The sequence below is a fragment of the Enterococcus sp. DIV0436a genome (assembly GCF_051711605.1).
Classification (GTDB): Bacteria; Bacillota; Bacilli; order Lactobacillales; family Enterococcaceae; genus Enterococcus_B; species Enterococcus_B faecium.
In genome coordinates this window covers 2,676,916-2,688,991 of record NZ_JBIONA010000001.1, presented here as the reverse complement: position 1 = coordinate 2,688,991, position 12,076 = coordinate 2,676,916, and the positions used below count along the sequence as shown (strand labels likewise).

Annotated in this window: 13 protein-coding genes and 1 other annotated feature; of the genes, 12 read left to right on the top strand and 1 reads right to left on the bottom strand. The window is 39.6% G+C overall.

Features of this window, described 5'->3' with window-relative positions:
* Positions 1-49 precede the first annotated feature (49 nt).
* The 9 genes from gltX to IGL15_RS13250 all read left to right on the top strand — a co-directional run bounded on the left by gltX (position 50) and on the right by IGL15_RS13250 (position 7,111).
* Complete coding sequence (gene gltX / locus IGL15_RS13290) at positions 50-1,510, top strand: glutamate--tRNA ligase (protein WP_002293095.1); 1,461 nt, start codon at positions 50-52, stop codon at positions 1,508-1,510.
* Positions 1,507-1,747: a binding site (T-box leader), on the top strand. It overlaps the preceding gene by 4 nt.
* A gap of 85 nt (positions 1,748-1,832) precedes the next feature.
* Positions 1,833-2,369, top strand: a complete 537-nt coding sequence (epsC, locus tag IGL15_RS13285) for a serine O-acetyltransferase EpsC (RefSeq protein WP_002287446.1) — start codon at positions 1,833-1,835, stop codon at positions 2,367-2,369.
* Entirely contained in the window at positions 2,366-3,778 is a 1,413-nt protein-coding gene (cysS, locus tag IGL15_RS13280) for a cysteine--tRNA ligase (protein WP_002318841.1), read from the top strand. The genes epsC and cysS overlap by 4 nt, the downstream gene beginning before the upstream one ends.
* Positions 3,775-4,170: a Mini-ribonuclease 3 gene (locus IGL15_RS13275; protein ID WP_002293091.1), complete on the top strand. Its 396-nt coding sequence runs from the start codon at positions 3,775-3,777 to the stop codon at positions 4,168-4,170. Before cysS ends, IGL15_RS13275 begins: the two co-directional genes overlap by 4 nt.
* Positions 4,163-5,023 (top strand): 23S rRNA (guanosine(2251)-2'-O)-methyltransferase RlmB, encoded by an 861-nt coding sequence (rlmB, locus tag IGL15_RS13270; RefSeq protein ID WP_104765242.1) that lies wholly within the window; start codon positions 4,163-4,165, stop codon positions 5,021-5,023. The genes IGL15_RS13275 and rlmB overlap by 8 nt, the downstream gene beginning before the upstream one ends.
* 3 nt (positions 5,024-5,026) lie before the next feature.
* On the top strand, positions 5,027-5,557 hold the full coding sequence (locus IGL15_RS13265; protein WP_002318843.1) for an NYN domain-containing protein: 531 nt from the start codon (positions 5,027-5,029) through the stop codon (positions 5,555-5,557).
* A 76-nt stretch (positions 5,558-5,633) separates the two neighbouring features.
* The gene (locus IGL15_RS13260; protein ID WP_002287436.1) at positions 5,634-6,212 is read left to right on the top strand and encodes a sigma-70 family RNA polymerase sigma factor; all 579 of its coding nucleotides are present in this window, start codon (positions 5,634-5,636) and stop codon (positions 6,210-6,212) included.
* A 114-nt stretch (positions 6,213-6,326) separates the two neighbouring features.
* Positions 6,327-6,572, top strand: coding sequence for a Veg family protein (locus IGL15_RS13255; RefSeq protein ID WP_002287434.1), 246 nt, complete (start codon positions 6,327-6,329; stop codon positions 6,570-6,572).
* Between the two features lie 92 nt (positions 6,573-6,664).
* On the top strand, positions 6,665-7,111 hold the full coding sequence (locus IGL15_RS13250; RefSeq protein WP_002297374.1) for a GNAT family N-acetyltransferase: 447 nt from the start codon (positions 6,665-6,667) through the stop codon (positions 7,109-7,111).
* A 59-nt stretch (positions 7,112-7,170) separates the two neighbouring features.
* Here the strand turns inward: IGL15_RS13250 and mscL are convergent, their stop codons facing one another.
* On the bottom strand, positions 7,171-7,632 hold the full coding sequence (gene mscL / locus IGL15_RS13245; protein ID WP_002287431.1) for a large conductance mechanosensitive channel protein MscL: 462 nt from the start codon (positions 7,630-7,632) through the stop codon (positions 7,171-7,173).
* 251 nt (positions 7,633-7,883) lie between these two features.
* Here mscL and yfmF point away from each other — a divergent pair, with 251 nt between their 5' ends.
* The 3 genes from yfmF (at position 7,884) to IGL15_RS13230 (ending at position 11,967) form a co-directional block, all read left to right on the top strand.
* Positions 7,884-9,152 carry an EF-P 5-aminopentanol modification-associated protein YfmF gene (gene yfmF, locus IGL15_RS13240; protein WP_002287428.1) on the top strand — a complete coding sequence of 423 codons (1,269 nt, stop codon included), beginning with the start codon at positions 7,884-7,886 and terminating at the stop codon, positions 9,150-9,152.
* Entirely contained in the window at positions 9,145-10,431 is a 1,287-nt protein-coding gene (gene yfmH, locus IGL15_RS13235) for an EF-P 5-aminopentanol modification-associated protein YfmH (protein WP_002287425.1), read from the top strand. The genes yfmF and yfmH overlap by 8 nt, the downstream gene beginning before the upstream one ends.
* A 612-nt stretch (positions 10,432-11,043) precedes the next feature.
* Positions 11,044-11,967 (top strand): RodZ domain-containing protein, encoded by a 924-nt coding sequence (locus IGL15_RS13230; RefSeq protein ID WP_002287423.1) that lies wholly within the window; start codon positions 11,044-11,046, stop codon positions 11,965-11,967.
* The last annotated feature ends 109 nt before the right edge of the window (positions 11,968-12,076 follow it).

The window sequence follows — 12,076 nt, the reverse complement described above, 5'->3', positions numbered from 1 at the left end:
CGGAATTTTTGCTGTTAGTCAAAGTCTAGTTTGAAAGAAGAGGAAGAAAATGACGAAAGTACGTGTACGCTATGCACCAAGTCCAACTGGGCACCTGCATATTGGAAATGCAAGAACTGCATTATTCAATTATTTGTTTGCCCGCCACAATGATGGAGACTTTATTATTCGTATTGAGGATACTGACCAAAAACGTAATATCGAAGATGGCGAAAAAAGCCAGTTGGAAAACCTTGCTTGGTTGGGAATGGATTGGGATGAATCTCCTGAAAATCCTGGAGAATACGGCCCTTACCGTCAATCTGAACGTAAAGAAATCTATCAACCGCTGATTGATCAGCTGCTTGCTAGCAATCGAGCATACAAATGCTATTGCACAGAAGAAGAATTAGAAGCAGAACGGGAAGCACAACGCGCAAGAGGAGAAATGCCTCATTACGCAGGAACATGTGCGAACTTGACACCTGAAGAACAAGCAGAAAAAGAAGCACAAGGTCTAGAATCTGTTGTACGTTTCCGTGTGCCTCGTAATACAGAATACGCATTTACAGATATGGTGAAAGGCGCTATTTCGTTCGAATCCGATAATATCGGTGGCGACTTTGTCATCCAAAAACGCGATGGTATGCCAACTTATAATTTTGCTGTTGCGGTCGATGATCATTTGATGAAAATCACTCACGTTTTACGTGGAGATGACCATATTGCCAATACACCAAAACAACTGATGATCTATGAAGCATTTGGCTGGACACCACCAACCTTCGGACATATGACATTGATCATCAACAGTGAAACAGGTAAAAAACTAAGCAAACGTGACGAATCAATCTTGCAATTTATCGAACAATATCGCGAATTAGGCTATCTACCAGATGCAATGTTCAACTTTATTGCATTATTGGGCTGGTCACCTGTGGGCGAAGACGAAATCTTCGAACACCAAGAATTGATCAAAATGTTCGATCCAAAACGCCTAAGTAAATCACCCGCAGCTTTCGATGCGAAAAAACTGCAATGGGTAAACAACCATTACATCAAAGCAATGGATCTAGATGCATTTACTGACATGTGTCTGCCTTATCTAATCGCTGATGGACGTGTAGCAGAAAACCCAGATGAAAAGACAATCGAATGGGTGAAGAAGATCGTTAGCCTGTATCAACCTCAAATGAGCTATGCTGCAGAAATCGTTGATCTGTCTACGCTATTTTTCAATGAACATCCTGTATTGAATGAAGCAGCAAAAGAAGTACTTGCTGGTGAAACAGTTCCTACTGTTCTCCACGCATTTAAAGCACAGCTAGAACAAATGGAAGTAGTAGATGCTCCAACTGTAAAAGCTGCCATCAAAGCTGTTCAAAAAGAAACTGGCGTAAAAGGGAAAAATCTTTTCATGCCGATCCGTGTAGCTGTATCAGGACAAATGCATGGACCAGAATTGCCTGAAACGATCGAATTGCTTGGTCGTGAAAAATCATTAGCACATTTAAATCAAGTACTGAACTAAACACGATGAACAGAAAAAAGTAAGCAGCTGATCATTACAAGAGAGATACCGGGTGGTGCAAGGTATCAATGAATGGTTGCCGAAATGCCTCTGGGAGTGGTCTTGGCGAAAACACAGAAAACAGGAAAAACTGTTTTACAGGAAACGAAGTAGCCAAGAACGTATAACAGGCGTTAGCTGTCAGAGATAATCGTTGATTATGAAGAAAAGTGGAACCACGCGGAAAGCGTCTTTTGATAAGGAAACTTATTTAAAAGGCGCTTCTTTTCTTTATAAGAAGCTGTTTTCCTACATAAAATACTTACGAAAGGAGTGGAAAGTCATGAGTTGGTTTACCCGAGCGATTGATGCAGCAAAGAGAAACGATCCGGCTGCACGTTCGACAGCTGAGATCGTTTTGACATACCCTGGTTTTCATGCCTTGTTTTGGCATCGTTTCTCTCATTTTTTATATCAGCACCGGCTCTTTTTATTGGCGAAGATCAATGCTCAATTCTGGCGTTTCCTAACTGGTGTTGAGATCCATCCAGGAGCAACGATTGGCACTGGCGTGTTCATCGACCATGGAATGGGAATCGTCATTGGCGAAACCGCAGAAATCGAGGACGATGTGATTTTATTCCATGGCGTAACATTAGGCGGTACAGGAAAAGAAACGGGTAAAAGACATCCAACTGTTAAACAAGGAGCCATGCTCTCTGCGAATGCGCAGATATTAGGACCGGTAACGATCGGAAAAAACGCCAAAATCGGTGCAGGTGCCGTTGTGTTGAAAGATGTTCCAGACGACGCTACAGCGGTAGGAGTACCAGCAAAAGTCGTTCGAATCAAAGGAGAAAAAGTGAGGAGATCAGAATGATAAAAATCTACAATACATTGACCAGAAAAAAAGAAGAATTCATCCCTATACAAAAGGGACGTGTCGGTATGTATGTCTGCGGACCGACTGTGTATAATTATATCCATATCGGAAATGCTCGTAGCACCATTGCTTTCGATACAATTCGACGCTATTTTGAATATCGAGGCTATAAAGTCGATTTCGTATCGAATTTCACGGATGTAGACGATAAAATCATCCGTACAGCAAACGAATTAGGTATTACAGCACCAGAAGTTGCTGATCGTTTCATCCGAGCATTTGAAGAAGATACGAAAGCGTTGAATGTCGAGCCTGCTACACTGCATCCAAGAGTCATGGATCATATGCCAGATATTTTAGCATTTATTCAAGTGTTGGTTGAAAAAGGCTATGCTTATGAATCTTCAGGTGATGTGTATTACCGTACCCGTAAATTTGAAAATTATGGGAAATTAAGTGACCAATCCATCGATGAACTGGAGGTCGGAGCAAGTCAGCGTACAGGGGAAGAACAGCAGCAAAAAGAAGACCCATTAGATTTCGCTTTATGGAAACAAGCAAAACCTGGCGAGATTTCTTGGGATTCACCATGGGGCAAAGGACGTCCCGGTTGGCATATTGAATGTTCCGTTATGGCAACAAAACATTTAGGAGAAACGATCGATATCCATGGTGGCGGGCAAGATTTAGAATTTCCTCATCATGAAAATGAAATCGCACAAAGTGAAGCGAAAACAGGGAAAAAATTCGCTAATTACTGGATGCACAATGGCTATGTAACGATTGGCGAAGACGATGAAAAAATGAGTAAATCTCTAGGGAATTTCATCACTGTACATGAAATGATCAAAAACGTTGATCCACAAGTCTTGCGTTTCTTCATGGCGACCACACAATACCGTCGTCCGATCCGCTACAGTGAAACGACGATGAAAGAAGCAGCCACCAATTTACAACGACTGAAGAATACGTTTGACAATTTGAAATTCCGCCAAGAAACTGCCTCAGAGAATTTGGCAGATGATGCGGATAAAATCGCTTTGTTAGAAAATTTAGAACAGCGATTCATCGAAGAAATGGACGATGATTTTAATGCAGCAAATGGGATCACAGTGGTCTATGAGCTTGCTAAGTGGCTGAACACTTATCTAGACCAGCCGAAAGTTTCTGCCGCTGTCTTGGCACAAGGAGAAGCTTTATTCTCGCAATGGCTTTCGATCTTCGGTATTTTATTTACAGCAGAAGAGTTATTAGATGAAGAGATTGAACAATTGATCGAAGAACGAAATCAAGCAAGAAGCAATCGTGATTTTGCCCGAAGCGACGAAATTCGTGATTTGTTGAAAGAAAAAGGGATCTTATTAGAAGATACACCGCAAGGAACCCGATGGAGAAGAGAAGCATGAGGGATTACACACAATTGAACGGTTTAGCCTTGGCTTATGTTGGAGATGCGATTTACGAAATCTATGTTCGTGACCACCTGATTGATCAAGGAGAAACAAAACCCAATAAGCTGCATCGTGCGGCAACGAATTATGTTTCTGCGAATGCACAAGCCTTTTTGATTCAGCAAATGCTGGAAGAACATCTTTTGACAGAAGAAGAAGAACTTTATTATCGCAGAGGAAGAAATGCTAAAAGCCATACGAGCGCAAAAAATGCTGACGTTACGACGTATCGGGTCGCAACAGGGTTCGAAGCGCTCATGGGCTATCTGCATTTGACAAAACAAACCGAGCGGATGGAAGAATTGATCCGCTGGTGTATTCAGAAAGTTGGTGAAAAAAATGGGTAAAGAAAGAACAAACAAACATCAATCGAAACGTAGATTTGAAGACAAAAAACAAAATAGATATTCAAATAAAAAGCAAACTGGACGAAATCAGTCAGTTTCTGATCAAAATGAAGAAGCATTAGAAGATAATTTCGTCTTTGGACACCATGCCGCAGTAGAAGCGCTACAACAAGGGCGAGGGAATAAACTCTTTCTTCAAGAAGATTCACGAGGAGAAAAAGTAGAAGAACTGAAAGAAATCGCACGTGAACAAGCTGTGCCAGTCAAATGGGTTCCTAAACAAAAATTAGAAACTTTGAGCGATCACGGCGTGCATCAAGGAGTCGTTCTTGCGATTACACCTTATGAATATTTATCCCTTGACCAACTGATTGAACGAACAAAAGAGAAAAAAGAAGACCCCTTCTTTTTGATTTTGGATAGCATCGAAGATCCACACAATTTTGGGTCGATTTTACGGACAGCAGACGCAAGTGGCGTCGATGGTGTGATCATACCAAAACACCGAGCAGTTGGAATCACACCTATCGTAACAAAGACTTCCACTGGGGCAGTCGAACATGTCCCTGTTGCACGCGTGACGAATTTGGTACAAGCTGTGCAACAGCTCAAAGAAACAGGATTTTGGGTATTTGGCACAGATATGACCGGCACAAACTTCCAAAAATGGAATGCCAAAGGATCAATTGCTTTAGTCATTGGTAATGAAGGCAAAGGAATGAGTCCAGGATTGAAAAAAGAAATGGATGAATTGCTGACGATTCCGATGACCGGGCACGTCCAGAGCTTAAATGCCAGTGTTGCTGCTGGCTTGCTTATGTATCAGGCTTTTTCCCAACGTCAGGGGGAGTAGACCATGAAAAAACAGCTGTTGATTGTAGACGGCTACAACATGATTGGTTCGTGGCCGGAACTTGTCCAGCTTAAAAAGCAGGACAAAATGGCGGATGCAAGAGAAGCTCTTTTACATCGTTTATCAAATTATGCGAAATATGAAGGACTGGAAGTCATCGTTGTCTTCGATGCCCAACTAGTTCCGGGCATCCAACAAAATTATAAGAAATACCAGTTGGATGTTGTTTTTACGAAAGAAGACGAAACGGCTGACAGTTATATCGAGAGAATCGCTGGTCAGCTGAATGACCGTTTGACACAAGTGACAGTGGCGACAAGCGATTTAGCAGAACAGTGGATGATCTTTTCCCAAGGAGCATTACGAACTTCTGCTTATGAATTATATAAGACGATAAAAAAAACGGAAAAAACAATAGCCCAAGAAAATAAAGATATGCATTTTATTGATTTCCGACGTAATTCTCCATGGAATGAAGAGCAGTTAAAAAAATTGTCCCAAAAATTGGACGATTTAATGAGAAAAAATAAATAACATATCGTTCTAATCAGTTCGATGAATCATTGATGATAAGATTCCTCCATAAACGAATTTATGGAGGAATTATTTTATGTCTGAGGAGTTATTGCGCGCTGCACGTAATGGTGACGAAGAAGCATTTGCTGCCCTGTATCAAAAATATTTTCCACTTTTACTACGTTTGAAAAACACCTATTATTTAAGAAATTATGTTTCAGAGGATTGGGAACAAGAAGCAAGGATCGCTTTATATCAGGCATTGAGAACTTACGAAAAAAGCAAAGGTGTTAGCTTTGGAAGTTATTATAAAAGCATTATAAGCAATCAAATCTATTCTCTATTGAGGAAGCAGAACGCGCTGAAGCGTCGTGATCAAAAAGATGAAGTCTCAATCGACCAAAAAATAGAGACAGAAGGACCAGACTTTTTAGCAGAGATCACATTGCAAGAACCTTTAGCGATTCAGCATCTTTTATTAAAAGAAGCAATCGAAAATTGCGAAATCCAGTTTTCAAAAATAGAAGCTAAAATTTTTCATTATTATATGCAAGGCGTTGATTTTGTAGACATGGCTGAATGTTTAGCAATGGATCACAAGCAAGTAATGAGCGCTTACGGGAGAGTAAAACTCAAAATAAAAAAACACTTGAAATTTTATAATGAGGAATAATTTAGAAAAATCTTAATGAGCTTCTTATTTATTTTTATTGCATTTCTTTTTTTTTTATGGTAAACTTGAAAATTTTAAAAATATGTGGTATAGTTGATAGTAGAGGTGAACTGTATGCCAACAACTTTAGCTTCAATCAAGAAAGATTTAGAAGGTCGTATCGGCAGCCCAATCATGTTGGTTGCTCAGACAGGAAGAAAGCGTCAAACAGAACGCCGCGGCGTTTTAACAGAAACCTATCCTTCAGTATTCGTTGTTGATTTGGATCCTGAAGAAAATTCTTTTGAACGAGTATCTTACAGCTATTCAGATGTACTTACTCGGACAGTTGAGATCGAATTTTTAACTGAAGCAGTTTAAAAAGCAAACGAGCCTGAGATTCGTAAGGTTCGTTTGCTTTTTTGTGTGCGAATCGGTATGCTAAGAATAAAAAAGCAGGGGGCGTTTGCTTAGTGGAATATCAGGTAAAGAAATTTGAAGAATTGTCAACAGCAGAGTTTTACGCGATCGTCAAAGAACGAATCGCAGTTTTTGTTGTGGAACAACAGTGTCCTTATCAAGAAGTTGATGACATTGATGGACAAGCTTGGCATACGTTTTTTCAAGATACTGATGGGAAGATCCTTGCCTACACGCGAGTATATGAAGAAGCGGAGAGTATCCATTTTGGACGTGTCCTTGTTCATCAGGACAACCGTAAAGATGGTTTAGGAAGAAAGATTGTTCAAGAAACGATTAACATGATCCAGAAAAATTTTCCAGAAAAACCAATCGTGATCGGCGCACAAGAATACCTACAAGCTTTTTATGAGTCGTTTGGATTCAAGGCAATCTCAGATGTGTATTTGGAAGATGATATTCCACATATCGACATGAAAAAGGAACAAGTAGCAAGTTAAGAATCTAAAAAAAGAAAGCCGACACTGAAAATCGGCTTTCTTTTTTTTTAGATTCTTTATTATTTAGAAGTATCGGAAAGATTTGTTTGCTCTACTGGATGTGTATTGTCTTCTGCCACTTGTTTGGCAAGAAGATCGCGTATGTCACTAAGATAATCTTCTGCAGTAGGAGTTTCTTCTACTTCCACTTGCTCTTCTTTGGAGCGTAAATTCTTCGCACGGTTTGCCGCTTTGACAACTAAGAATAAGACAAAACCAGTGATCAGAAATGTAATGATAGCACTAATAACGTTACCAAACGCAAATGTGACGCCTTTTGTCGGCGACCAGTCAAGAATTGAAAGTGCTCCTTCTAAATCAGAAGTACCTGTGATCATTGCGACAAACCAACCTATTAGTGGTGTGATCAAGCCTTGCACCACTTGGTTTACGATGCTTGTAAACGCACTACCAATAACAACGCCGACAGCAAGATCCAAGACATCTCCACGCATGATGAACTCTTTGAATTCTTTGATCATGAATGACCCTCCCTTCTTTTATTTGTCTTTAGTATATCGAAAAATAAAAAATAAAAAAACAATATACGCTTTTAGCCGTCTGTTTCTTTTGATAAAAAACATCTATGCTATACTATAAAGTGTAACATCATTTAGAAAAAACGGCGAATTGCCTGAACTTATAAATTTCAAGCAGAGGAATAAGTAAAAAAGGCAGGTTGACCCATTAAAAGAGTAAGCGGGCAATCATCTGTGAAAAGGAGCATATAAATATGGTGTATCAATTGGCAGAAGGCGTGAATCTTCATGTCTTACCAACAAAACAATACAAAACGATCCGGATTTTTATCCGTTTTACTGCGCGTCTGCAACAAGAAGTCATCACGAAACGTTCACTTCTCAGCAGCATGTTGGAAACAAATAGTTTGAATTATCCGGATCAGACAAAGTTAAGTGCGCAACTTGCAGAGCTTTATGGCGCAAGCTTTGGATTATCAGTTAGAAAAAAAGGAAATTTACATTGGCTAAACGCAGGGATCAGTTTTGTGAATGGTGAATATGTCAATGATCCAAACCTTTTTTCTCAAGCGGTAGATTTTTTAAAAGAGGTTTTATTTTATCCAAATATTAAAAATCATCAGTTTGATCAGTTGACGTTTGACTTGGAAAAGAACAATCTGCGTCTATATTTGGAAAGTTTGAAGGAAGATAAACAAACTTTTGCTTCCTATGCCTTGCAAGAACTTTATTTTGAAAACAGCCCGGAACAAAAAATCCCAGGGTTGGGCGTAGTCGAAGATCTGGACAAGATCACTGCTAGTTCGCTAGCGTCCTACTATCAAGAAATGATGGCAAATGATCAAATCGACATTTTTGTTGTCGGCGATGTTGATCCGGACAAAGCAGCTGAAGCAGTTGGGCAATTACCATTTGAGTCGCGGGAAACAGTTTATCCAGATCTGTTTTATACCCAGCCTCAAGTGAATATCGTGAAGGAACGACAAGTACGTGAGCCAATCGTTCAAGCAAAGCTGAACCTAGCTTATCAGACAAATGTATATTACGATGAACCAGAACGTTTTGCGCTAATGGTCTTTAACGGTTTATTTGGCGGTTTTCCTCACTCTAAACTTTTCATGAATGTCAGAGAGAAAGAAAGTCTAGCTTATTATGCCTCTAGTAGCGTGGATACGTTCCGAGGATTCATGAGTGTCCAAACCGGTATCGATGAAAAGAACCGAAATCAAGTACTTCATCTGATTCACGAGCAATTAGAAAGTTTGCGAAATGGTGAAATAACAGAGTTGGAACTGTCTCAGACAAAAGCAATGCTGAGAAACCAATATCTGCTTTCTCTAGACTCTCCGCAAGCGGCAATCGAAGCTTCTTTTTTGGACAGCTGGCTGCCGGAAACAAAATTATCTGATGAAGAATGGTTGAAACGTATGGAAAGCGTGACAATCAAAGAGATACAACAAGTAGCTGAGCAAATCGAATTGCAGGCAATCTTCTTTTTAGCAGGAGGAAATGCAAATGAATAAAACAGAATATGAGCAAATCAATGAAACACTTTATCATGAAGTACTGCCAAACGGTTTGACCGTGTATTTGTTGCCTAAAAATGACTATCACAAGACATATGGTTTGTTCAGTACGAATTATGGTTCGATCGATAACGAATTTATTCCCTATGGTGAAAAAGAAAAGGTGAAAGTTCCAGATGGAATTGCCCATTTTTTAGAACATAAGTTGTTTGAAAAAGAAGATGGTGATGTCTTTCAATTATTTGGGAAACAAGGAGCTTCCGCCAATGCTTTCACAAGTTTTACGAAAACCAGCTATCTGTTTTCTACGACGGATCAGGTAGAAAAGAATCTGACGACTCTGATCGATTTTGTACAAGCACCTTACTTCACAGAAGAAACTGTAAACAAGGAAAAAGGAATCATCGGTCAGGAAATCCAAATGTATGAAGACGACCCTAACTGGCGGATGTTTTTTGGCATACTAAATAACTTGTATCCTACACACCCATTGCATATCGATATTGCGGGCACGGTTGAAAGTATCGACAAAATCACAGCTCAAGACTTGTATACGTGCTATCGGACGTTTTATCAGCCAAGCAATATGGTTTTATTTGTAGTTGGTAAGATGGAGCCTGAGAAATTGATGAAACTTATTCGGGAAAACCAAGAAGCAAAAAATTTCCCTCCAAAGCAAGAAATTGTACGTTATTTCCCTGAAAACACAAAAGAAATCATCAAACAAAGTGCATTGGAAGCAGCCATTACACGAGATAAATTTGTACTTGGTATTAAAGGATTAGACACATTGCCGCAAGAAGGAACAGAACTGTTACGCTATAAAACAGCAATCAATCTGTTGTTCCAAATGATTTTAGGCAATACTTCTCGAAACTATCTAGCGATGTACAATCAAGGAATTATCGATGACAGCTTTGGTTTTGAATTCAGCTTGGATCGTGAATTTCACTTTGCGGACTTCAGCGGAGATACGGACGAACCAGAGAAAGCAGCAGAAAAAGTCAAAGAAATCATTCTTGGATTCGCTGATGATCCGGAAGTGTCAGAAACAAATCTCGATTTGCTGAAGAAGAAAATGCTTGGACAATATTTCCAATCATTAAATTCGATCGAATATATTGCCAATCAATTTACGCAAAGTTTATTTGGCGATCGAACTTTATTTGATCTTCCTGAAATCATCGATTCGATCCAAATGAAAGACGTACTGGCAGCTGGGGAAGCATTTATAAGTGAAGAGGCCTTCAGCGAGTTTTACATGAGACCAAAATAAACCAGTATTTTATGAGGAAAAGTCTTAAATTTCGTTTTAGACTTGTAGTAGGAACCTCCTCCAAAATCAGCTTTTATGGTATTCTTAGTTGTGTTGGAAAAATTAGTGAGAAAATAAAACAAATCATGCTCTCTTTTAATCAACTTATATTAAAATAAAATCAAACGAAGTAATCAAAGAGGTTGTGACAGAAGTGGTCAGCTTCAAGAAAAGAAGGAATTTACGAAAATTGCTTCTCAAATTTTTGTGATATTTCGGCTTATTGCCGAAGAAGCTACTTCTGGAACACCGTTTAAGGAAGAGGTTGTGAAATCAGCGTTTTGACCTGAGTATTAGAGAAACATACGGAAAAATATCTCCTTATATTTTGTCGGTTTTTGAGCTAATACCGAGGAACAGCTGATTGAACACCGTTTAAGAAAGAGGTCGTGAGCCTGCCGTTTAACTCCGAGTCACAAGGAACAAGTTCAAAAAACAGCTTCTTATATTTATTGGATATTGTGACTTGTGACCGAGGAGTTGGCAGGAGAACAATGTTTATTCGGAAAAAAGGAGCTGTGACATGACTTTTGTCACAGCACCCAAACATAACGTCTTTCTTTGCAACAGCAGATGCTTCGGAGAATCAAACAGACTGGAGAAGATGAACGAGTGGCTTTTGAAACCATCGGAGAAAAATTACGGCAAGCACGCCTGAATAAAAAAATATCTTTAGATGAATTACAGCAGATTACAAAAATTCAAAAACGTTATTTGGAAGCAATCGACAATGATGATTTTGACCAATTGCCTGGTAAATTTTACGTGCGGGCATTTATTCGGCAATACGCTGAAGCTGTAGGAGAAGATGGAGACCATTTAGTCGATGTTTTTGATGGGAAAAGCAAATTGACAGGATCGGTCCCTGAACGTCCGCAGCCTGAAACAGTAAGTACTTCTAGAAAAGCAATGCATCAGGAAGAATCGCATCCAAGTCGCTTTTGGACAAGTCTTCCTGTCATTTTATTAGGATTGGTTGCTTTGGCGATTGTCGTTGTCGTGGGCTATATGACTTGGCAAGATCGTCAAGCTGATCCAATAATCGGAGACACAGCTTCTTCGCTTAAAGTAGAAGGATCAGTCGAGGAGTCCTCTTCCTCAGAGCAAAGCACGCAGACCAAAGAGTCTTCTACAGTAGAATCAACAACAAAATCAAGTGAAGAAAAGAAAATGGCAATAGCTACAGGAGAAGATTCTGGCAGTGCCATCGCAGTAAATATCACAGACGCTACCAAGCCTGTAACCCTTGAATTTACTGCTGTCAATCGTGTATGGTTAGGTGTGCTAGTAGACAATGCCTATGTTTATCAAGGGACACTGGCAGCAAATGAAACACAGAGTACCGTGTTACCGGAAACAGCAACAAATGCGACCATCACGATTGGTGCAGCAAGCAATGCAACGATCAAAGCGAATGGAGAATCCGTACCAGTTAATCCAGGGGAAAACAATCAGAGTCCAAAAAATGTGAACCTTACTCTTCAATACGCAGAATAATCGTATAAATTAGTTTACGCATCTGTTTACTTGTAGGTATAAAAAAGAAGGATCGTGACAAATCTGTGTCGCGGTCCTTCTTCGTTAATTCAAAAAGATCAATTTCAAT

What these genes read in the sequence shown, in the direction of transcription:
- IGL15_RS13260 (WP_002287436.1), top strand. Translation starts at nt 5,634, where the DNA reads ATGTCTGAGGAGTTATTGCGCGCTGCACGTAATGGTGACGAAGAAGCA.
- cysS (WP_002318841.1), top strand. Translation starts at nt 2,366, where the DNA reads ATGATAAAAATCTACAATACATTGACCAGAAAAAAAGAAGAATTCATC.
- gltX (WP_002293095.1), top strand. Translation starts at nt 50, where the DNA reads ATGACGAAAGTACGTGTACGCTATGCACCAAGTCCAACTGGGCACCTG.
- yfmF (WP_002287428.1), top strand. Translation starts at nt 7,884, where the DNA reads ATGGTGTATCAATTGGCAGAAGGCGTGAATCTTCATGTCTTACCAACA.
- IGL15_RS13255 (WP_002287434.1), top strand. Translation starts at nt 6,327, where the DNA reads ATGCCAACAACTTTAGCTTCAATCAAGAAAGATTTAGAAGGTCGTATC.
- IGL15_RS13265 (WP_002318843.1), top strand. Translation starts at nt 5,027, where the DNA reads ATGAAAAAACAGCTGTTGATTGTAGACGGCTACAACATGATTGGTTCG.
- rlmB (WP_104765242.1), top strand. Translation starts at nt 4,163, where the DNA reads ATGGGTAAAGAAAGAACAAACAAACATCAATCGAAACGTAGATTTGAA.
- IGL15_RS13230 (WP_002287423.1), top strand. Translation starts at nt 11,044, where the DNA reads ATGCTTCGGAGAATCAAACAGACTGGAGAAGATGAACGAGTGGCTTTT.
- mscL (WP_002287431.1), bottom strand. Translation starts at nt 7,632, where the DNA reads ATGATCAAAGAATTCAAAGAGTTCATCATGCGTGGAGATGTCTTGGAT.
- IGL15_RS13275 (WP_002293091.1), top strand. Translation starts at nt 3,775, where the DNA reads ATGAGGGATTACACACAATTGAACGGTTTAGCCTTGGCTTATGTTGGA.
- yfmH (WP_002287425.1), top strand. Translation starts at nt 9,145, where the DNA reads ATGAATAAAACAGAATATGAGCAAATCAATGAAACACTTTATCATGAA.
- epsC (WP_002287446.1), top strand. Translation starts at nt 1,833, where the DNA reads ATGAGTTGGTTTACCCGAGCGATTGATGCAGCAAAGAGAAACGATCCG.